The organism is Clostridium sp. 1001271st1 H5 (genome assembly GCF_005845215.1).
Lineage (GTDB): Bacteria > Bacillota > Clostridia > Lachnospirales > Lachnospiraceae > Enterocloster.
This window is the reverse complement of the sequence record NZ_SPHO01000005.1, coordinates 255,076-276,554: the sequence shown is the minus strand read 5'-3', so window position 1 is coordinate 276,554 and position 21,479 is coordinate 255,076. Positions and strand designations below refer to the sequence as shown.

The following is a 21,479-nucleotide window of genomic DNA, read 5'->3' as shown; positions in this document are numbered from 1 at the left end:
ATAATTTATTCTTTTGTTATTGTTCCATTTTTTATATGAAAATTTATATTGTTTTGTTCACAGAATCCAATAACTTCTGAAGCACATTTGTTATAAAAAGCTTTATGTTGCTTATATTCCGTGACCTTTTTATTATAATTAAGCCTACCAAAAATAATTTTATCTGTAAATTTAATTTTATCTAAAATTTCATGAACATCTTGTTCTATAATATTAGGAGTCGGATATGGTTCTATACTAACCCATGTTTTAAAGCCTTTATTATGTAGATCTTCAAGGCAGGCAATTCGTCTCTCAAAATCAGCACTTTGAGGTTCCATTTTTTTTCTAAAATTCTCATTTAACGAAACCAAAGTTATACCATATTCATTTTTTTTACTTAAATTACCCAATTTTTCTGGCAACAGTCCTTTAGTTAATACAGAACATTTAATACCATTTTCATTTAGAAGTTTTAAAATATCATAACTCATATCACAAACTTCTTGATATCCACACATGAAAGGATCTGTTGTGAAGCATAGATGTAAGATTTCTATTTTATCTTTTAATTTAGGTATTTCTTTTTTGATTATTTCAATAGCGTTCACTACTAGTGCAGGCTCAGTCCATTCTTCATATGTTTTTATTTTCCCAAATCGCTTTGCCATCATAAAAGCATAGCATGGATATTTGCAACCGTGTGAACAACCTTGAACATGATTCAAGGTATAGTCCCCATACTCTACATCTGTTTTATAAATCATTGTTTTTCTAGTAATGTATTTCATGATTTTTCACTTTCTGTACTTAAATTCAACAGTTTGTCCTTTCTTCTCTGACCAAAACTTTGAGTTTCTCCCTGTATCTGTATACACGGGATATCTGCGTACTTCAATTTTCCCTGTCCTTTCTAATTCTGAAAGCTGTTTAGTTACCTCCCCCTGAGAATATCTAACGCCAACTTTCATAATAAAATCTGCCAAGAATATATTGAAATGAACATAATTTGTAATCTGCTTAATTTCTCTTTCAAGTAATTCTAATAATTCTGATTCATCTATTACATTATTTTCAGCATCCTGTTCAAACAAACTTAATTGTCCATAATTCTGTATTTCTTCTAATGCCTCCCAGCGCTTACACATATTGTCATTCATTAATATACAACCGTCTTGGTGATTCGTTGCGTAAATCATTCTATATTTTGGTCTCTGACCCTTTTTTAATCTTATGGGCATATTCAATACATATCTAAAAACCCGCCTTAGGTTCAAACAATATTGAGTTATAAACTTTCTTTCAGCCTCATATCCGTCAAAAATACCTGCTTTATAATCTTCTATAATATCTTTCCAATAATCGCCTCCTGCCACTTCACTTAATTCATTTATAGACTTTCTTTCTGAACCATCAAATTGTTCTGCATTGATTAAAACATCATCTAAGTCACTTAAATTAAACCTAACATTCAGAGCGTTACAAGCTTCCCTTATGAAACCAAATGAATTGAAATTTAATAATATTTCAATAGAATTAAACTTGTGATTTTTCCATTTCTCAAATATAGAAAATTTCAAAGATTTTATTCCATAAGGATCTATGTATACAAAAATATTCTGTTCTGCTCTACTTACAAGTAAATTTTCAATGTAGTCTTCATATCTACCTTCGACAATCTTAGTATTTGGATACCTTTTTATATTTTCCATTAAATCATTTGCATAATTTAATTCTATAAAAGCTGAACAAATTTTACTATTTGGAAATTTACTTATTATATCTAATGCAATTATCGGAGATCCTGGACTACCATCATCAAATTTTCCTTTTCCGGCAAACGCATCTATATAGTAAACAGGTTTCTTTGTCATAGAAATCTTTGAAAAATACGGCACTAAATAACACCCCAGTAATTGGTCTTTAATTTCGGACCATACCTTCTTTTTTTCAAAAAAATCACCATTTCTCTTGGACATTTTTACCTCCCCAATTCATCGACATTATATTGTCTTATAGATTATCTCCGCCACCAACCGATGCACCTTACAAGCCGGCCACATCTCCGATGGCAGCTTCTTCCCGTCATCCACACACTTCTTCAGGCTTCTCTCCGCCACTACAACCGCCTGTTCAAAATCACCATACTGTACCAGTTTGCGATAAACATCCCTGTCGTTCTTATAATACTTCTGCCTGGTAACCTTCTCAAACTTATCCGCAAACCGGTCACAGCAGGTATAAGATTCCCTGATTGCAGGCATCTCTCCAAAGTACGCATACATCCATATCTCAAAGCAGGGATTTGACCATCCGGCATGTACACCGTTTTTCTCCGCCGTCCATATAATCTCATCAAATCCCTTCACCTGATCCCGGTCAAACACAATCCATGGTATCCGGTATTGTGATTCTTTTCCGACAAGCTCCAAAGCTCTTTTCACCAGTTCTACCGTCTTAGCCTTTTCTACCTTAATAATCAGCCGATCTTTCAATTCCGCCGGTATACTGTCACGAAGTCCCTCAAAGTAATTCTTCTCCGTCTCTTCAGTGTCTGTCACAATCAGGTAATATCCCAGTTCCGGTACTCTCTGCCCCATCCGCTGATTCCGGTCTTTCCTCTTTCCGGCCCTGCGGTCGCTAGGCTTTCCTCCGCTCTTATTCGCCATCCGTGTTCCTCCCCTTTAACATTTCCATAGGTCGGAGCGCAGGGATAGCGCCATAGCTGCCCGTCAGATAATTCTTCGCCAACGCTTCATCACGGCGTACCTTATTTCCGTCTTCATCCTTGAAATCAGCAAGGGAATACAAATCGGAAACCCCATCCTGATTCTTGTCCACCAGCCATATCTCATCCCGGCGCAACAGCTCATTAGATAACTGCCAGATGTCATGTGTGGTAAAAATCATCTGCGCATGATTGGTGTTGATTTCCGGTGATAAAAAGGTCAATATAATGTTTCTGACCAATAACGGATGAAGCCTTGCATTCAGTTCATCTACAAACAAGGTTCCGCCGTTATCAAGCACCTCTTTCAAAGATGGATATAAGGCAAACATCTTTAGCGTCCCACTGGATTCACTTTTCAACGGAATAGATTCAAATTCATCACAATCCGCCATCTTATGCAATGCGTCAATCTTATAACTGAGATCGGACTCTTTTTCAATTTCCCGCTGAACTTCCTCCACTTTAAAATCACAAATGGCATTATCAAATGATGCAAAATAGTTTACTACATTGCTCTGTATTTCTCTACTGGTGGTAAAACCTTTCGGCAGCACCTGAGAACGGAAAAAGTTCTCTGCGGGATTTCCGAAGTCCACAACCTCGTTATTCAAAAACCAGTCTCTTACCCTTTTCAGTTTCGATATCTTTAGCTTTGCCCCTAGCGATACAATCAGAGTCTCCTTTTCCAATGCGACCTTTATATTTTCAATACTACTCTTTGGCAGCCCGTTTACTTCCAGTTCATCTCCTTTTTTTCGGTAAAAAATAGTCTTATATCGGTTTCTCGCTGTCTTGGCCTTGGAATAAAACCATTCCTCCACCACTTCGTCATTCTGTAGCGCAAACCCATACTGATAAATTTTTCCCGTATTCTCCGAATTATCAACAAAGAATACTTCAAAGGTTGATTCCTCACTCCTGCTCTTGCTGTCAAACAAAAACGGGCTTACCCTGATGTAAGCAGAATCTGTTTTTTGCCTGCTGTCGCTTTCACCGCCAAACTTAAAGGATTCCTCCACATAATAGCTCATGAATTTAAAAGCATCGTAAATATTAGACTTTCCGCTGGCATTTGCACCATAGATGGCCGCAACCTTCAGCAACTTATCATTTGCCATCTCCACCACATGATCTTCATGCTCCGTTATCTTTGTAGCCGACAAATCCAGGGATACCTCATCCCGGAAGGATTTAAAATTTTTAAAGTTAAACTGTATCAGCATGGCACTCTCCTTCATTTCACACTCTTTTACGCTCTTAATCTTATTATATGCCATTTCGCGAATAAATCAACATCTAATTTTGTTTTTTCCGTATTTATTTGTACATTTATATTTTCATAAAATAAAAGCAGCTGTTTTATGCAACTATTTTCTTGCTTCCCCCTGCATAAGAAGGAATATCCTCCCTCGCAGTAACTCACACTCCCTTTCCAATTCCTCCTTCTGCGCACGAAGTTCCTGTATCTTCCTATCTTTTTCAGCTACAATATCCGCCAATTTCTCTTTCTTTGTACTTTTCTTACGCTCCTGCGTCTTTATCCCGGAATATCCATAATCCACAAGCAGTTCCCTGATATGACCTTTAGAAAATACAGACCGGGAAAGCCCTGTGAATTCCACCAGCGCCGTAATCGTCACGCTCCTTCCTTCCGCCTTCAGTTGCTCAATCGCTCTCAAAACCTTATTAATCGACTGCTGACGCAAAAGCTCCTGTTTCTCAGTTAATTGCTTGGGCAGTCCTTTATTCCTTCTCATCCTCGTCCCCTCTTTCCAATTTTTCCACAATGGCTTTAAATCCTGCGGCTATTGCCGTAAAATTATCTGCTAGCTGTCTGTCGCTCCTGAACTTCTCCGCTTTAGATTCCCAATCAGCCGCCTGCTCCTTGAAATATACCAGTTGTTCCATTTCCGGCACAAAATCCCTGCAACTGATGCATTCCCAAACACCGCTCCTGCAATGAGTGATATCAGCACATACTCCGCCCGGCACCCTGTGGGCGCGGATATTTTTAAGCAATCTTGACTCTGTAACGGAATCCATATTCAGAATCCTTCCTCCAAACAGCACATATGGATTCTCTGCCTCTGTCTGATACTTCATTGGCTCTACTATTGTCTCAGGGAACAGATTTAGATGCGCATACGAGGCATAAAGCATTGCCGTGCCATGGTGTGCCGTCATCTCCGCGATTTGCGGCAGAGTAAACCCTGCCCTGAGCCGGTCTGTAACCCCATTATGGCGGAACTGGTGCGAAGTTACCACATACTCTGCTCCATTTTCATCCCGTACATCATATCTTCTGCAAATTTCTTTTAACTGATAGGATATATACGGCCATGATGCCACACTGTATCTGTTTTCCGAATACCAAACGCCATTTTGTAGAATCTGTGACCGGTATGCAAACAGCGCCCCTTGCTTCTCTTCCGGCAGATAACATTGGTAAGACATTGCCATTATCTGTTGCCCCTGAATTAGAGCAATCAGATGTCCCCCCATTTCCTTATTCTCGATGTGAATAGTACGCATGATTGGTTCTTTATACCCGCCATTTTGTTTCCACATAGGAATAAAAAGACAGTAATGTCCATCAAAAGGCTTGAGACATTCAATCTTCATACCCAGAATCTCCGATATCCTGGATGGAATCAGCCGCAGCAGCCAGTAAATACAGCGCGTTGTCACGGGAATATCCTCTTCCATAAATATCCGGTCAAGCTGCTTCGCTACATACTCCGGTACATATTTCTGATCTACAAGCCGCTTTGACTGATAGGGATTATTGTAAAAAGGATTCGGCAGTTTCATTTTTTCAAAATCACTCATCCGATTAAGAAAAACACCCACGGCTGACCAGATACTGCTTCTGCTACTTTCACTGTAGCCTTTTCCATCCAAATATTCTTTAAATCGGGAAGCGGTTGTTACCTGAATTTCTGATAGTGAAATATCAGCCATAAACCGAAGAAAGTTGGCGATATTCCCCACATTTCCACAAACTGTACCCACGCCTTTCCCCTCCACTAATCGGATCAGTGCAAAGTATTTTACCATCTCTCTATGCTGCTCTGGAACCATTGAAAAATAAATCGTGACCTTGCTCAGAAGCTGGGACTGATTTTTAAGCTGCTTCTCACAGATCCACCTGTCACTGTCAAAAGAAATGTTATCAGATAAGCTGTCTAAAAAATCCCGATACCGTTTTTCCTCACATTTTTTGTAATACTCAATATACTTCTGTTTTGGTATCGCACTCATAGACAACTACCTCCACTTTTCTCTATCATCTCAACGATATTCCTATAAGCAGCCAATAACTGCATTTCCTGCCGGTACTCTATATATTCTTCATAATCTGCTACTTCCACCCGTTGATAGCCCTTTATCAATACCTGCATCCGTGCTTCCTGAGACTGCAGCAATTCTTTCCAGAATGGCAGATATTTTATTCCCGTGCACAGATGCGGGCAGTTGGCACAATGGACAGAACGGCTGCGGCTTTTACATGCTCCATCGCACAGTTTCCTTGTACAGAAACCGAATTCTACACGGCGCTTTCCCAAACGAAAATCAACATATAAGAGCCGTCTCTCTTCTTCCGAGAACGTGGTAAGTTGTTCATCGGATAACAACAGGTGAAACTGCTCTTTAAAAAACTTGGTATTCATTTCTGCCAGTCTGGCTGATTTAACTTCCGCATAATACTGCATGACTGTGCTCTGGTTCAAATGCCCCAGTTGATAGACAAGTTCCATGGTGGTGGCGCCGTTTTCAATCATGTTTACCACAAGTGTTTTGCGGCACTGTCTGCTGGTAAAGTTCCAAAGCTCGCCGCTGTCATCACAAATCTCATATTTATGAATCAGCTTATTTACTTTTGAAATGAAATACTCTACATTCAGCATTGCAACCTTATAGCCTTTCTTCTGATGCAGAAAAATATAAGGAAGACTATGTTCCCTGCGAAGTTCCCCACTGACAGTAATCTGCTTTTTAATTTTATCTGCTAACTCCGCCGAGATGTAAACACTATGATACTCGCCGATTCCATTGCGGCGTCTGGCCTTTAGCGTCTTGTAAGGGACATATTTTAGCTTCACTGCCCCATCATAACGAGCGGTTGTAAGACAGTCCGCTTCTAAAAATGCCACCTCTTTGGCCCTCATTCCGGTTTCGGAGAATATCTGGAATATCAGCCTGTCTGTCCCATCCAGTTCCGCCAGCCGGTCAGAAAGTTCTTCTATAACCTTATCCGGAATATATGGTGTATTCTTATGATATTGCTTAGCGTTTACAAAATGCAGGCTCTCGAACGGATTACTATGAGGTTTAGGAAGTTTACTGTCATTCTCGTCTGAGCAAAGATAATGGTATAAAGTTCGGCAGGCAGAGAACATGGTCATGATTTTTGATTGATCCATCTCCTGCTCCAAGGATATCTGCAGCTTTTTTACGTCTATATGATCGATATCAGAAAAATGCCGTATGCAATCATTCATTTCACAAATCCGGTTCACTGCATTAAAAATGGAGATGTGGCTTCTATCACTGGCGCGTATGTGGCCTGAAAACCTTACCTTCAGGAAACACTTTGTCTCTTTTCGGAATGACGGCTGATTTACCTTACGAAAATCCACAGTCAGCAGTTTCAGACCGGTTCCATGTCTTTGATATAAAATCCACACATCCTTATGCAGCGACATTTCTTTCCTGTTTTCCTTAATAAATCGTGTCCTCTGGATTTCTGTTTCTTCCTCTGTAATCTGCTTTAGTAGCTTCAGAAAGTCCGGTTCTGCACCTGCAAACCCTGTCCGGCTGTCATTTCCCAGAATAAAGTTATTCATTTTCGTAAGGCTGATTAATTCCCGCCTTTGCGTATAACTTCCGGCAATATCTTTTAAATACGCAAGCGTCTGGTCTGGTATCTGCATTAGATACCTGGATACCCTTACATCACCCACCCGGTTTGACACTTCTGAAAGAGATGAACCGCTTTTCATAAGAGGTCTCATGACTGAAATCCAATGCTCTGCAAAAGCATCTTCATTCTTTTGGCAGAAATCCCCTCCATTTGCCTGATCTAAGATATATCGGAAATCATAATGAATTCTTATTGCTTCATTTTGTAGCATCTTTGCAAACACATACTCATAGCCAATGTATTTAGCTTTCAGACACTTTTCTCCATCAGCCCACTCCCGTGCAAACTGCATTGCATAGTAAGAAAAGCATTGTAGAAACGCTTCCCTGCATGTTAGTCCGATTGCCACGAAAGCAATCCCTCCAAAGACGGTAAACGCTTCGCAAAGTCCAATATTGTCATGCTCATAAGTCATGCTTTCCAAAACACTCCGGTAGTCCTCAATTTTCTTCCTCATTACCGGCTCCGGATACTCCTTCCGATACGGCAGGCGTACCTCGGTTCCCTCAATGTCCCAGACAGCAGAAGCAGTGATTCTCTGTGTGATTTTAATCATTACCACCACCATCCTTTTTACTATGGCGCTTGTATGCGGCGTTGGCCATAATCTCACTGTTATGGTTCATATACGGCTGAATAGAATCAATCTGCGACCATCCAAACAGAGCCTTGATTTGGATGTTTGATTTTTCCTGCTCCGGATGTAATGCGTTATGCTCCAATACCTCCATCACCTTCGTGCTCCTGCCACTATGAGTTCTGACATTTACTGCTGAGATGCCACAGCGTTCAGCACAGTCTCTCAGGATTTTGCGATAGTTATGATAAGTGAGCGGCTGTCCCATCGATTTCCCGTATAAAGTAAGGAATAACCAATCACTTATGATACCGCCCTCATTTTCAGCAGACGGCCGCTCTACAAAAAGATAATCATTCAATACCCTTGCCGTCTCTTCACATATCCGCACGGTACGAAGCTTATTCTCATACCCACTGACCGCAGCCTGCCTCATCTTGGAGCGTGAGGGCTGTATCAACCGTTCCGTGGCTTGATAATTACTGAGACGCATACTGAGTATCTCATCAATCCGGAATCCCTCCAGCGTCAGCCGGAACACTGCCTTATCCCGTAGCGTATGAAAACCGCTGCAAAGGAGCGCTTTCTCTTCATCTGTATACCATTTAATGTATTCTCTACTTCCTTTTACATCGGGCAGTATCCGGTTAATCAGGTATTTATACTGATAGGTGTAGATTTGCCCATATAGATAGGACTGCGGACGACACCTGCGCTCTCCTTCGTAAAACACCATCTCACTTCCGTAGGTCTGGTCAAGCCAGCGATAAAAGTCTGTTATTGCGGTCACATAGCCGGATAACGTACTGTAACGGAGACTTTCCTGCAGACTCAATATCCTCAGATTTTCCTTATCTCCATAAATCAAATAATCTACAAAACCCAACACCTGTCTGTTAATTGCCGCCTCATAATTCGTATGATGCTTCTCATGCAAAAAGTTAAAGTATACGCACAGTTTGTAGGCGTAGCTTTTTCCCGTGCCAAGTTTATTGATGCTTTTCATCTCAATGTACTGATTTGGCGCCAGCATGGGGAGAAACCGGTCTGTCAGCATAAAGCGGCAGACCTTATCCCCTGCTGTGGTTTCAAATAGAAACCGTTTTACCTGAAATCGTTTTTTCATGGTTCATCCTTCCCGCGCCTCTGGCACAGGCTAACTATACCATGAATCCATACCATTTACTTCCTTTATCCGGCATAATTGAACATTTCCTGAATACGCCTTGTTAATTCAGGGAGTACAACGTCTCCGAATAAGGCGTATAATCCGGCCAGCAGTAAAGCGCCAAGCACCACCGATATCAATATGACAATGGCCGTGTCAATGTAGCCTTCCCCTCTTTTATCTGTCAGGATACCGCTCGTCCTTGCATACAGCCTTATTGCCTTTATCTTTATGGAATTCATCTTTTCTTTCATAGGATTCTACCTCTTTCCTTATAGTTTATATCGTGTACATGAAACAGGGAATATAACACTGTCTCTGCCTGATTCATTTCCTCTACTAATCCCTTATGTTTAAAGGGATTGACCACTATCTATATCGTATACATTTATATAGTGTCGTTGAAGTTAAGAAAAGACCGCGGTATCCACATACCCCTCCCCGGTATTTTCAAAAAGTTTATACTTTGCCTGCAGGACTTTCACGGCAACAGCGGCGCGAAACTTGGTTACCTGATTTCTGATCTTCTTCATTGTGTTTTCCTCCATAAATTTAAGATTTTGACGGTTTTACAGTTACATTCCGGTCATCTGCTGACCGGGCTGAGGCGCTTCCTGCGCGGAAGCTGTCTGCGCAGGCGCATCCGCCTGCGCCATCGCAATGGCCTGATGGTAGGCATCCAGCACAGCTCCATGGAGCTGCTCCCTAAATTCGGCGGTTACGGGGAAACAGACTTCCTTATAACCGTCCTGTGTCTTACGGCTGGGCATGGAAACGAACAGGCCGTCTCTACCGCCCTCGACGACTTTGATTCCCCGGACGGCAAAGCAGCCGCCGATGGTTGCCGAGGCATACGCCCTTGTTCCTCCCTGTGAGCCGGGCGGGTACATGGAAGTGATGCGGATATCCAGTTCTGTCATGGTGGTTCCTCCTTTTTTTCTTCTGCCTTTTCATGGGAAAAGCGTCCTTTCTGTTTCTTTTCAGTAAAAACAGGTGGACAATGCCGCCTGCTAAAACTGCATGATTGGTCCTTGCGCCATCGACTGTCCAGGCGGTTCAAAATCTACCTGCCTAAAGCCGATACGGTCAACGTAGTGGAAGGTGCTGCCGGATTCATCATAAAGCTCCAGCACATCGCTCATGGAAATGATGTGTCCGGTATAACTGGCCGGGTAGTCAAGGTAGAACTTGGTATAAAGCGCGGCCAGGTCATTGGTTTCTACCGCGCCGTCATACACCTGCTGGTAATTTTCCAGATCAGGCGGGCCGAAGTTTTTGCACAGTTCGTCATAGCTGACGAATTTCATCCGGATATCCACATCAGGCTTGAGCTGCCAGATACGGCAGTTCTTTAATACCTCCATTTCGCGGGCGTCCCTGGGGGCGCTCATCAGCCGGTCAAACATCCCGTCTGTCCACTGGACCTCACGGATATTCCGCTGCTTTGTAAGGAAATCAATTAATTCCGGCCCCTCAAACATGGGATCAACCACAGCGCGGCCAGCCGACACACGGCCCACCCGGTTTCCGTAGTAGACGATGATGCCGCTTTCAATGCGGATCGGTTTCATAGCCGTTCCCTCCCTTTATGTCATGGTCATGCCTCCGTTTTTTTGTCCCTGACGGAATGCTTCGAGTTCTTCCTGTGATGGATAAACCAGTTCTCCCTTTACCACCTCCATAACCGCAAAGTCATCCCGGTCACAAATCAGCACCCGGTACTGATAGGGCTTCTGCATTTCCATATAGCCCATGACCTCCTGCGGGGAGCACAGCCAGACGCCCGCAGCATACCGTCCATCGGGCAGAAAACTGTAACCGGAGTATTGCGGCGCATGACTGGAAAGATCTAACGCGCCGGATGGGCGGATCTGCGAAAGCTGCAGCTTGGCCTCATCGGGCAGAAGCTCCGGCTTCAGCGTCCCCATCACATCGCCGCGCAGGAACCGGCACTGCTCTCCGGTGGACAGGGAAACCAGAAATACCGACCGCCCAATGGGATTGGGATTCGCCCCATTGCCGCCTGTGCAAAAGAAAATCTGCCCCGGATGATCTTCGGGCAGCACAGACTGTGGCAGGACAACCACCTTATTTTTCAGGGAAAATCCAAAGCCGGTCTGGTCACAATCCTCATGTGTAAAGATTCGCATCGGTTTATCCCTCCTTTTTCTGGAGCAGAGTGCTCAATTCGCCAATCAGTTCCAGCCTTGTGGCATCCGGCATGGATTTGAACGCCGCCCGCACATAGGCTTCCACGGCTTCCGGGGACTGGTCGCCAGCTTCCACGATGTCCACCTTGCGCACCGTCACCCTGCCGTCCGCAAGGCCGAGACGCACAATGTCACCGTATTCCATCTTTGCCGCGTCCCGCAATGCCTTGGGAATCAGCACACGGCCTTTCCCATCCACCAACTTATAAATCGGTTTATTTGTCAAGATATCCTCCTTCCTCCAGCGCCTGCCTGACATCTTCAAACGGAATCCCCAAATCCTCCAGCAGTCCAAGCAGGGGATGGGTTACCGTCTTAAACGGTTCCTCATGGCCTATTAGCAGGACACCAGGGAGTGTTTCCACTGTCAGGTCGCTGTCTTTGGGAATCCCCGCCGCTTCCAGCATGATGTTCGGGATGGAAAGGACGTTCCCTTCCGGCGGTGCCGGTGTCATTTTCTTTTCTGACTGATTCATATTGCCTCACTTTCCGAGCCGGTCGGCTCTGCTATCGCATAGCGGTCATCCTCGTCCTCATCATATAGGGAAAACAGATGAAGCTGCCTTGGCTCTGTCCGTTCCTGTTCTCTTGGATCGTAATTGGTGATGATGACCTCCGGGAATTCACAGCCCCCGTCATAACGCTGGGCCAGGTTGTTGATGCGGGTGACGGCTGTGATGGTATAACCGGCATACAGTTCCCGGATAAATTCGCAGTCGTTGTAGCTGACCATCCATTTCCCCTTACTCACAGCCAGCGCATCCCTAAGCCGTGTGTGATCCTCTTTCCGGAACACCACGGCATAGTGACCCTCCGTTTCATAATAAGGCGGATCGCAATAGAAAAAGGCGTTCTCCCGGTCATACTGCCGGATCAGCGCCTCAAAGTCTTTGTTTTCCACCACGGTATCCGAAAGCCTGCGGGATGCCTGCCAGATGGCCGCAAAGCATTTCCGCACATCAAAGGGCTGGCAGCCATACGAGGTACATCCGCTCCCATAGCTGTAACGGATGAGCTTAAAAAATGCCGCCGCACGCTTGACGTCCGTCACCTCCGCATTCTCCTGCAGAATCGCTTTTATTTCCTCGTACTCCGGCGGCGGCAGGGAAATCTCGGCCAGCTCCAGTTCCTCGTTCAAGAACCGGGTGTCGAATTCCTGTTTGTCGAGGAAGTTACGGATTACGGTAAACTCATCACGGCTGTTGATGGGCAGGAACCCCAGTTCACGCAGGAGCGATCCCGTCCGGTTCTTCACACAGTAGAACAGGTTGGCCAGATTGGAATTGTAATCGTTGTAGACCTCCATGCACCTCTGGTCGGGCGGCTTCCCGAACAGCACCCAGCCACCGCCGCCGAATACCTCAATATAACGGTCAAACTTAGCCGGGAACATGGTATAAATCAACTTGCGGAGGGCCTTTTTACCGCCCACCCAACTAATAAAGCTGTTGATGCCGCATCACCTCCTTTGCCTGCGGCGGTCGTTATCTGTCATTTCATCTCCATGCCGGAATAGGAAGGTTCCTTCTTCATAACAGCCGCAAGCTGTTCCAGCGCTGCCTGCTGAAATTCCGTAAGGCTCATATCCCGGTCGATAAATCCCCAGTCATCCGGATAATAACCGCCATGTTCATCCAACGGAAACGGCTCCCGGCACAGGATGGTTCCCCAGTGGTTGACCATCACAGACCGTTTGATCTCGGCAAAGCTGCCGTCCAAATCATCAGAATCCCGTACATCATAACAAAAAAGCCCCTCCGGGACAGTGTCACGGTCGAGGCGCATATTGGTGAAAAGGACGGGCTTCCCGTCAATCTCCGCCAGCATATACCCTTCTTTTGTCGCGTCAAATACTGCCATTGCATGTTCCTTTCTCTGCCTTTACTGCATGGTCATTCCGGGAGTCAGTCTGGTATACTCCGGCACAAAGGGTTTCTCATTGCGGGCGATGGAGCCGTAGGGTGTGGTGACAAAACCGTTGCCCTGCAGGCAGCGCTCCCCATAACCTTTAAAATCGAATCCGGAAAATGCCGGATCGTTTACATCGAAATCGGCTTCTTTCAGGACATATTCCGCATAGGCTTCCAGGGAGAGGATAATGGGATCGTAATCATAACAGTCCAGATTCTCCGCAATATCCAACTGCATATCGAGGTCATTGCAGACCTCCAGCTCCAGCACAGCCTTATATTTCACCAGTGTCCGCCTGTCCGGAAACGCCTGCATCCTCCCTGCTAACGTGTTCAGCCTGCCAATGTCCTCATCACCTGCAAGCTGGTATTTCAGGGAGGGGAGGATGCTCTCTGCCTCGGCAATCACACAGGTGTCAAAGGTACTTTCTCCAAGTGAAGCAAGCGCCAACCGCATGGCCTGCTCATCGGCGGGTAATTCCAGCCACACGCCGCTGTCCGTAACCGGAGCGTTATCCACGCTTTCCAGCCGCAGGGAAATCAGACCGCTGTGACCGTCCGGCTGTTCCGGCAGATGAACGCCGTCATAGACCTCCTGCCAATCCTTCGAGCTGCGGTACACATAACCCTGCGAGGTAAAAGTACCCTGATCATTACGGCGGAGTGCCTGGCCGACCTTTTCCTCATCCAGCAGGTCGAACACCTCGTCAGGCAGGTCTTGAATCAAATCCAGCATTTCATTCTGCATACAGATTGCGCCGAGATCATAATCATTGGTGACGCCGGGATGAAACTCAAAACTATCCACGTTGTAGGCGGCATTGATCAGTTCCTTCATGCTCATGGGGTGGTCGATATCGGCGTCCTGCCGGAGTTTCAGAATCCCTTCATAGGCTCCAAGCTGCGTTTCATTCATCCGGCCTGCCTTAACCGCCAGCAGATTTAATTCCTCCAGCGTTTTACTGCCCGATAGAATCAGGGCGGATCTGACAAAACTGGGAAAGCCTCTGAAGCCATGCAGCTCATAGCCGCCGCCCTCCGGCACATGGGCGCGCTGCAGGGCATCGTCTATCGCATACCGGCTGGCTGGCAGTTCCAAATCCGCGCCGTGGTAGCCGCGCTGACCCCGGTGCTGGTCTGCCGTGATAGTCACCTGCATCTACATCCCTCCCATTCTCATCCCAAATCCCTGTGACTGGCCGGATTTCAATTCCTGCTCTGTTTGTATCACAAAATTGTTTCCGGGCTGCCAAAAGCACACATACATCTCACCGTTGTCCACTTCAATCGGTTGCTGTGCAAATCCTTCCCCGAACCCGTCGCTGCATTGTCCCTCCCATTCTTCCTTTAGGCCCTCCAATTCTCCCTCCGACAGTTTCCCATACGCCTGCACGTCCAAAACTCCCCACAGCTTTCCGTCCCATTCCTCGACCGCGGGAGTCATGGAGTAAACCTTCCGCTCCAGCAGCTTATTTCTCAGATAAGGGGCAAGCACCCGTTCCCCTTCATATTCCAGCGACTCCTTCTTCAGGAAATCCCGCAGCAATTTCTCGTACTCACATAAATCATAGGCATCTATTTCCTGTGGCTGGTCAGAGTACCCCCATTCATGTCTGGTAAACAGGTTCGCGGCCAGAGGGCTGAACAGCTTAAAGGAGGACAATTCCTCCGGAAGCGGCTGTATCGTACTCCGCTCATTTACCACCACCCCACAGGTTGTCTGTATGGCTCCTTCTTCCTTCATCATGGCTTTTCCAAGGGAGGTAAAATTCAAAAACTTTGCTGTGAATTTATCAACATAGTAACTGTCACTGATCTCCAGCTCTCTATGAGCGAAGTCCGCCGGTTCTTTAAACTCCTTCGGTTCCATGACAATCCGGTAATCACCCAGAGTCTCCACAATCTGAATCGCTCTTTCCATTGTGCTGGGGGCTTCCGCTTCCAGTGCTGCAAATAGTGTTTTTTGCTGCGTTCTTGTACCATCTAATTTCATATTCAGCGCTGCGGCAAAACGATTCAGTTCCGGTATGGAACTGCCACAGGGCAGACGTTCCTTCAGCCCCTCCAGCTCATCCAGAACATGAAATTGCCGGAAGTCCTCCAGACTGGATATTCTAAGTTTATTCCTTAAATAATCCAGTCTCATATCCGGCACAGGCAGATAGAATGAATCCACTTTTTTATCCTTGTAACAGGACACCTTCAGCAGACTGTTTTTCTCATAATTTGGATCAGGCAGGCATTTTCCATCATAGAGCGGCTCCAGCGCCTCGCCGGTTCTGAAGGCATAGCCTGATTGTGTGAATTGTCCGGCGTGATTTTCCGCATACGTCCGGCCAAATACCTCATAATCCAAAGCGGCGGCGAGTTCTTCCGGTATCTGGTCATAATCCTTCTGAATCAGATATTTCCCCAGCTCTGCCTCTGTCCGGACATCCGGATAAAACGCAAATTTATTCAGGTTGCAGGACAGGTTCACAAGTTCCATCAGGGTATACGGCTTTTCAATCTGCACAGCGGCTCCGAAGATTTCCCGCTCCTGTTCCGTCATGCCCTCCATCCGTCTGGCGAGGAAATCGAGTTCCTCCAGACTGTGGTATGTGGCTGGTTTCCCTGTCAAAAAGTCCGCCAGACCATCTACGGGGGACTTTACATCATGGATTTCTATTTTCGGGTATTCCTTCGCTTCCTCCAGCTTGGCATAGGCTTCGCCAAGTTCAGCGGATGAGGATGGCAGCTTTAACCACACGCCCTGATCTTCGCCATCGGTTAAATAGATTTCAAGCATTCTTTACCCTCCGTTTCCTTCAAAATGACAGCCGGGCCATAGCGCCGGATCAGGAACGCGGTGATAATCAGCCAGAAGGCTTCATCACTCACCAGCTCCGGATCGGTCAGTTCCGAAAGGCTGATGTGTTTGGTTCCTTTGTATAAGTCTTTTGCTGTATGAAACAAAACATAGCCGTCCAGATCCACACCGTGAATATGGATGGATGAAAAATCAATCAAATCCGGACGCACCGCCGCCTCGGCTTTGCTCCAGAGGAACATATCTGCGGTCAGAAGGTACAGGGCGGCGCACCACGCAGACTCATCCTGCATCTTTGTACGTTCCTTCCACTGTCGTTCAAAGCATCGGAAATGCCTGCGGTCAGAGAATAACGTCCGTGGTCTGGCCGACAGGCGCGACACGCGGCTCACAAAGGGGCGTTCCCGTACCTCTGCGGTAAGTACGCCCAACAGCTCATGAAAGGGGACACAGCCCGTCACAAGCCGTTCACGCAGGCAGACGCAGCCAGCAGGGTTTGTATCTTTTTTCTTTCTGCCTTGCTGTGAGCAGCAGCTACCGTCATCGCCACAAACGCTGTATTCAAAGCGGCTCACCGTCATTCCGCTTCTGCGGGGTGTGAAGCCAGGAATCATCTGCATCTCAAACTCGGTATTGGCATATGGTGTACTGGCCATAAATTTTGCAGTCATGGTTCTCAGTCCTTTCTCTCAAAATAAGTGTTCATCTTCAATCGCTTTAAAAACAAAAAAGACCGGTCATATTCTCACATGAAGAACATAATCGGTCTTACTTATTTCTCTTTTTTATTCATTTACAATTTCATCATCTACTGCATTTTCATGCCCCGTGTAAACAACGCCTGCATGGATTCTTCCTGAACCATCCGACATTTTTCCTTTGCCTGCTGAACCAGCCCCAGCGCTTCCTCCAATGCCGCTTTTTCTGTTTCCGAATCAATCGTGAATCTCAGTGCTGTTTTTATTGTCTTTTCTGCCTGTGATAAATCGGTTCTCACGCGTTCATAATGCATCATTGTATCAGCCTCCCTGATGTAGTATTCATGTCCATTTTGCTCACAGCCGAATCCTGGCGGGCTTTATCCAAACCACATAGTTTCCAGCCGATCCAGCCACGCCATATCCATCTCGCCTGCCTCGCAGGTAACTTTTTCCATGGTGTATCCCTTTTCCTGCAATCCTTCCCGGATATTCTGCAGACAGTAATTTGAAAAACTTTCCGCTTCCGCTTCGTTTTCGTCATGGCACGAGAACGTATACTCCACTTTTACCTTGTACCCGGAAAACGTAAAATCCAGGTTACTGGTGATATTTTGGGAGAGTGTGCTGTCTTTCTCGAATGCGCTCCTGATGTCATTGACTATTTTTTCTTTCATTCCTTCAAACATCAGGCGATTGCATTCCCCGTCAGCAAAACCGGTATGGAATAATACGGCGGTGTTTACCTCATAATCTTTCATCGACATCATTCCTCACTTCCATCTAATATTTTTCTTCACTTTTATTCCATTTTCATCTGTGTGGTCTGGCTGTCTGGAGCCGCTAAAAGCCGGGCATCTAAAAAGAAATATCCGGTCAGGCGCTTCATGCTTTCAAAATCTTTAAATTCCGGCATGCACACAGATACCGTCATCGCATCCAGAATCCGGTTCGTACCCTGTCCACGGGAAAGCTCCATGTAATTTCCCCAATAGCCATCCGCGCCTGTATGAATTTCCTCATAGCGTCCGTCCACATTGAACAGGTATTTTGCGGTATCCACTCCGATTTCTTTTTCCGTAACATCCTGACCTTTGTACATACAGCCGTCCACGTAGGTGTCGATTGTTTCCTTCGGCGCCATGTAAAGCGTCATAGTGCAGGACATCTCATCCGGGTATCCCTTTACTGGTTCTTCCGTTAAAACAACCTTTGCCACAAAGTTGCGCGGTGGTTTACAGTCCGCTACCAGACTGGCCAACTTCTTCCCCTTGTATTCTTCAAAATACAGCGGATCGCCAAATTGAACCCGTTTCGGACATTTCACAGAATAGATTTCCTTTTTCATTTGTCCCAAGCCTCCTTCTATCAATTGCCAACTGCATTATGACAATCTGACTTAAAAGCCATGCTCCTCAAACATAAGAGCATGGCTCACGGTTAAGTAAAATCAACCATATAGACCGTCTTGCATATTTTCCGGTATTGATTCCCTTTCAACGCATCTCCGGTGTAACGGCGGACCTTCCTGTTCAGATACCGTCTGTTCAGGGAAAGACCATGTTTCAGTTCTCCCCTGTAGCTGTATGGTCCGTTCCCTCTCGACCAACAATTTCTTTTCTCTCTGGCTGTCCCAGACCTTGGTTTCTGTAATGGCATCGTTTCCTCATTCCTTCTTCTTTGATTGTCAGTACAGCATTATACCTTTTTCTTTCGCAAAAGCTATCCCAATAACCAACAAACAAGTGATGGCTTTCCATTAAAAATGGACAATAAAAAACTGGCCTCCAGGTCATCCCCAGTCACCAGTTGCAATCCTAATCTATGTCAACGCTATACACACTTTACCTTTCTATCTGTGTATGCAGTTTCTATTTCCCTCACTTTTTAACGCTATGCACATGATACACATAAAAAATCCTTACTCCATTTTACGTCCAGAATAAGAATGGCCGGGTTCTTAAGGAATACGCGGGCAATGCTGATGCGCTGTTTCTGTCCTCCGGACAGCTTGACTCCGCGTTCGCCTACATACGTGTCATATCCGTCCTGAAGCTCTGTGATGAATTCGTGGGCTCCTGCCAGTCTGGCAGCTTCCATAACCTCTTCCCTGGTGGCGCCCGGACGCCCATAGCTGATGTTCTCATAGACAGAACCGGAGAACAGATATACATCCTGCTGTACCACACCAATGTTGGAACGCAGGCTCTGCAGTGTCACGTCCTTTATATCCTGCCCGTCTATGGTGATGCTGCCTGAGGTGGTGTCATAAAACCTGGGCAGAAGGTTGCACATGGTGGTCTTGCCGCCTCCGGAAGGTCCTACCAGGGCAATCCGCTCTCCCGGCTTCACTGTGATGTTAATATCCTCCAATACCGGCACATGGTCATCCGGATACTCAAAGCTTACATGGTTAAATGAAATAGCGCCCTTTACATGCTCCATCTTCTTTGCATTTTTGCTGTCCTTAATATCAGGCACCACATCCATGATTTCCTGGAAACGCTCAATACCTGTAATGCCCCGCTGGAACTGCTCCGCAAACTCTATGATTCTGCGGATGGTAGTGAGAAGGGTGGTTACATACATGGTATAGGCCACCAAATCTCCCGGCGCCACCTTGCCCTGAATCATGAAAATACCTCCTGCCACAATCACCACCACATACATCAGTCCGTCAAAAGACCTGGTGGTAATCTGGAACGCAGCCATGTAACGGTAGGTGTACTTCTTGATATCCATGAAATCCCTATTGCCCTTGCCGAACTTGGCAATCTCCACCGGCTCATTGGCAAAAGCCCTGACCACACGGTTGCCCAGTAAAGTATCCTCAATCTGGGCATTAAGCTCACCAATCTGGTTGCGCTGCCTGCGGAATGCCTCCTTTACTTTCATATTAAACCAGGTACAGGAAATAATCATAATTGGAACCAGCACAAATATAAGCAGGGTCAGTTCCAGATTGATGCCGGACAAAATGATGAAGGAAACCACGGTCTTTAAGGCCGCTATAAAAAACTCCTCCGGGCAGTGGTGGGCAAATTCCGTTACGTCAAACAAATCACTGGTGATACGCGACATAATCTGTCCCACCTTTGTGTTGCTGTAATAGCTGTCGGACAGCATCTGCAGATGCTCAAAGGCATCCTGGCGCATGTCTGTCTCAATGTATACGCCCATAACATGGCCTGTGTAAGCCATATAGTAGGCTGCCAGGGAATCAATCAGCCGCAGCACCAGATACAGACCGCCGATTCGAATCACGATTCCGGCTGTCATGGAGGCCAAATCCTGCATTCCCTGGTTGGTGATATAGCGCAGCATCAGGGGAAGAATCAGCTCTCCCAGCGTGGTCAGCGCTGCGCAGAGTAAATCAAATATCAGAATCTTCTTATACCTCCCATAATAGGGAAGAAAGCTTTTCAAAAGTTTCTTGGTTTTCATACCTTTTTTTCCAGACACAATTCATACTCCTATCATATGTTATATCAATTAAAAGCCAACTTCCATTTTATCCTATTTCCCTTAAAAATGGAAGGGATATTTCATACTTACCGTCACTTTGCCTTTAACTGTTCATAAATAGCGCGGATATTCTGGATAAGCTCCGGATGGAGGAAATCCTTCTGATATACCATGTCAATCTGGCGCACCATGGAAGAATTCTCAATGGGTATAATAGCCAGACGGCCGCTGGCCAGTTCCTCGCGGCATGCGCTTTTGGCAATGATGGTGATTCCCAAATCCATGGTTACTAACTCCTTAATCATGGACACATTATCCAGCTCCATCATAACGTTAAACTCAGCCAGACTCATGTCCCTGGCTCCCAGGTGCTTCTCAAACAGCTGCCTGGTGCCTGCGCTTCGGCTGCGCAGAATCAGCTTTTCATGGCGTATCTCCTCCACGGACACGGTCTTGGCCCTGGCCAGACGGTGCATGGGTGAGACAGCCAGACACAGGTAATCCGTGTCCAAAGTGGTGGACACCAGGGCCGTATCCGGCACCCCGCCCTCCACCACGGCAAAATCCAATTCATATGCCTTCAGGCGGCTATAAATTTTTTGAATGGTATTGACACAAATATTTATATGTATATCCGGATTCTCGTTGCAGAGGGTAGCCAGGACCTGGGGAATGATGGTCTCTCCCGCCGTAGGCGTGATGCCTACATTCAGGTGGCTGGTCTCCGTCTTGCTGTCCGCAATGGCCTGACAGGCATTGGAATAGACGGCAGCCGCCCTGCGGGCGTACTGCACCAGTATCTTTCCCTGGGGGGTCAGCTTCAGTTTGTTTTTACTCTTATAAAATATTTTTATGTCGAACTCATTTTCCAGCAGGCGAATCTGATGACTCACCGCAGGCTGTGTCAGATTCAGCTTCTGGGCTGCCTTTGTATAGCTTCCGGCCTCAATTACAGCCAAAAGGGTCTTTACTTTCATGTCGAACACAGGCCCGTCCCCCTTCGTATAT

Annotated in this window: 25 protein-coding genes; all 25 read right to left on the bottom strand. The window is 46.0% G+C overall.

The window, feature by feature from the left end; genetic code table 11:
• Positions 1 to 5: 5 nt before the first annotated feature.
• The 25 genes from FGS84_RS09960 to FGS84_RS09840 all read right to left on the bottom strand — a co-directional run bounded on the left by FGS84_RS09960 (position 6) and on the right by FGS84_RS09840 (position 21,457).
• A complete protein-coding gene (locus FGS84_RS09960) occupies positions 6 to 770 on the bottom strand; it encodes a radical SAM protein (RefSeq protein WP_138307987.1) in 765 nt (254 codons plus the stop codon).
• 6 nt (positions 771 to 776) lie between these two features.
• A complete protein-coding gene (gene tcmP, locus FGS84_RS09955) occupies positions 777 to 1,958 on the bottom strand; it encodes a three-Cys-motif partner protein TcmP (protein WP_138307985.1) in 1,182 nt (393 codons plus the stop codon).
• 24 nt (positions 1,959 to 1,982) lie between these two features.
• Positions 1,983 to 2,648 carry an RloB family protein gene (locus tag FGS84_RS09950; protein WP_138307983.1) on the bottom strand — a complete coding sequence of 222 codons (666 nt, stop codon included), beginning with the start codon at positions 2,646 to 2,648 and terminating at the stop codon, positions 1,983 to 1,985.
• Positions 2,638 to 3,987: an ATP-binding protein gene (locus FGS84_RS09945; RefSeq protein WP_347563818.1), complete on the bottom strand. Its 1,350-nt coding sequence runs from the start codon at positions 3,985 to 3,987 to the stop codon at positions 2,638 to 2,640. Before FGS84_RS09945 ends, FGS84_RS09950 begins: the two co-directional genes overlap by 11 nt.
• Positions 3,988 to 4,077: 90 nt before the next feature.
• Complete coding sequence (locus FGS84_RS09940) at positions 4,078 to 4,467, bottom strand: DUF6262 family protein (protein ID WP_138307978.1); 390 nt, start codon at positions 4,465 to 4,467, stop codon at positions 4,078 to 4,080.
• Complete coding sequence (locus tag FGS84_RS09935; RefSeq protein WP_138307977.1) at positions 4,454 to 5,971, bottom strand: tyrosine-type recombinase/integrase; 1,518 nt, start codon at positions 5,969 to 5,971, stop codon at positions 4,454 to 4,456. Before FGS84_RS09935 ends, FGS84_RS09940 begins: the two co-directional genes overlap by 14 nt.
• Positions 5,968 to 8,190 carry a site-specific integrase gene (locus FGS84_RS09930; protein WP_171042588.1) on the bottom strand — a complete coding sequence of 741 codons (2,223 nt, stop codon included), beginning with the start codon at positions 8,188 to 8,190 and terminating at the stop codon, positions 5,968 to 5,970. The genes FGS84_RS09935 and FGS84_RS09930 overlap by 4 nt, the downstream gene beginning before the upstream one ends.
• On the bottom strand, positions 8,183 to 9,337 hold the full coding sequence (locus FGS84_RS09925; RefSeq protein WP_138307975.1) for a site-specific integrase: 1,155 nt from the start codon (positions 9,335 to 9,337) through the stop codon (positions 8,183 to 8,185). The genes FGS84_RS09930 and FGS84_RS09925 overlap by 8 nt, the downstream gene beginning before the upstream one ends.
• Before the next feature lie 65 nt (positions 9,338 to 9,402).
• Positions 9,403 to 9,633: a DUF6133 family protein gene (locus FGS84_RS09920; RefSeq protein ID WP_025532361.1), complete on the bottom strand. Its 231-nt coding sequence runs from the start codon at positions 9,631 to 9,633 to the stop codon at positions 9,403 to 9,405.
• A 153-nt stretch (positions 9,634 to 9,786) separates the two neighbouring features.
• Entirely contained in the window at positions 9,787 to 9,912 is a 126-nt protein-coding gene (locus FGS84_RS31785) for a hypothetical protein (protein ID WP_279232801.1), read from the bottom strand.
• Between the two features lie 42 nt (positions 9,913 to 9,954).
• Positions 9,955 to 10,299, bottom strand: a complete 345-nt coding sequence (locus FGS84_RS09915) for a SpoVG family protein (RefSeq protein WP_002595345.1) — start codon at positions 10,297 to 10,299, stop codon at positions 9,955 to 9,957.
• Between the two features lie 90 nt (positions 10,300 to 10,389).
• The gene (locus FGS84_RS09910) at positions 10,390 to 10,950 is read right to left on the bottom strand and encodes a YodL domain-containing protein (RefSeq protein ID WP_138307974.1); all 561 of its coding nucleotides are present in this window, start codon (positions 10,948 to 10,950) and stop codon (positions 10,390 to 10,392) included.
• Positions 10,951 to 10,965: 15 nt separating this feature from the next.
• Positions 10,966 to 11,529, bottom strand: a complete 564-nt coding sequence (locus FGS84_RS09905; RefSeq protein WP_138307973.1) for a hypothetical protein — start codon at positions 11,527 to 11,529, stop codon at positions 10,966 to 10,968.
• A gap of 4 nt (positions 11,530 to 11,533) precedes the next feature.
• Positions 11,534 to 11,848: an AbrB family transcriptional regulator gene (locus FGS84_RS09900; RefSeq protein ID WP_051077490.1), complete on the bottom strand. Its 315-nt coding sequence runs from the start codon at positions 11,846 to 11,848 to the stop codon at positions 11,534 to 11,536.
• Entirely contained in the window at positions 11,805 to 12,065 is a 261-nt protein-coding gene (locus FGS84_RS09895) for a hypothetical protein (protein WP_002595341.1), read from the bottom strand. The genes FGS84_RS09900 and FGS84_RS09895 overlap by 44 nt, the downstream gene beginning before the upstream one ends.
• The gene (locus tag FGS84_RS09890) at positions 12,062 to 13,042 is read right to left on the bottom strand and encodes a DNA adenine methylase (RefSeq protein ID WP_080633549.1); all 981 of its coding nucleotides are present in this window, start codon (positions 13,040 to 13,042) and stop codon (positions 12,062 to 12,064) included. Before FGS84_RS09890 ends, FGS84_RS09895 begins: the two co-directional genes overlap by 4 nt.
• A 38-nt stretch (positions 13,043 to 13,080) precedes the next feature.
• Entirely contained in the window at positions 13,081 to 13,449 is a 369-nt protein-coding gene (locus FGS84_RS09885; protein WP_138307972.1) for an LPD28 domain-containing protein, read from the bottom strand.
• Between the two features lie 21 nt (positions 13,450 to 13,470).
• Complete coding sequence (locus FGS84_RS09880) at positions 13,471 to 14,658, bottom strand: antirestriction protein ArdA (RefSeq protein ID WP_002595338.1); 1,188 nt, start codon at positions 14,656 to 14,658, stop codon at positions 13,471 to 13,473.
• Positions 14,659 to 16,287, bottom strand: coding sequence for an antirestriction protein ArdA (locus FGS84_RS09875; protein ID WP_138307971.1), 1,629 nt, complete (start codon positions 16,285 to 16,287; stop codon positions 14,659 to 14,661).
• Positions 16,269 to 16,964 (bottom strand): hypothetical protein, encoded by a 696-nt coding sequence (locus tag FGS84_RS09870; RefSeq protein WP_243129937.1) that lies wholly within the window; start codon positions 16,962 to 16,964, stop codon positions 16,269 to 16,271. Before FGS84_RS09870 ends, FGS84_RS09875 begins: the two co-directional genes overlap by 19 nt.
• A gap of 152 nt (positions 16,965 to 17,116) precedes the next feature.
• Positions 17,117 to 17,323, bottom strand: coding sequence for a hypothetical protein (locus tag FGS84_RS09865; RefSeq protein WP_002595335.1), 207 nt, complete (start codon positions 17,321 to 17,323; stop codon positions 17,117 to 17,119).
• Positions 17,324 to 17,386: 63 nt separating this feature from the next.
• Positions 17,387 to 17,683 (bottom strand): hypothetical protein, encoded by a 297-nt coding sequence (locus FGS84_RS09860; RefSeq protein ID WP_243129936.1) that lies wholly within the window; start codon positions 17,681 to 17,683, stop codon positions 17,387 to 17,389.
• Between the two features lie 125 nt (positions 17,684 to 17,808).
• Positions 17,809 to 18,354 (bottom strand): hypothetical protein, encoded by a 546-nt coding sequence (locus FGS84_RS09855; protein WP_138307970.1) that lies wholly within the window; start codon positions 18,352 to 18,354, stop codon positions 17,809 to 17,811.
• 545 nt (positions 18,355 to 18,899) lie between these two features.
• Positions 18,900 to 20,468: an ABC transporter ATP-binding protein gene (locus FGS84_RS09845; RefSeq protein ID WP_347563817.1), complete on the bottom strand. Its 1,569-nt coding sequence runs from the start codon at positions 20,466 to 20,468 to the stop codon at positions 18,900 to 18,902.
• A 95-nt stretch (positions 20,469 to 20,563) separates the two neighbouring features.
• The gene (locus tag FGS84_RS09840) at positions 20,564 to 21,457 is read right to left on the bottom strand and encodes a LysR family transcriptional regulator (RefSeq protein WP_138307969.1); all 894 of its coding nucleotides are present in this window, start codon (positions 21,455 to 21,457) and stop codon (positions 20,564 to 20,566) included.
• Between the last annotated feature and the right edge of the window lie 22 nt (positions 21,458 to 21,479).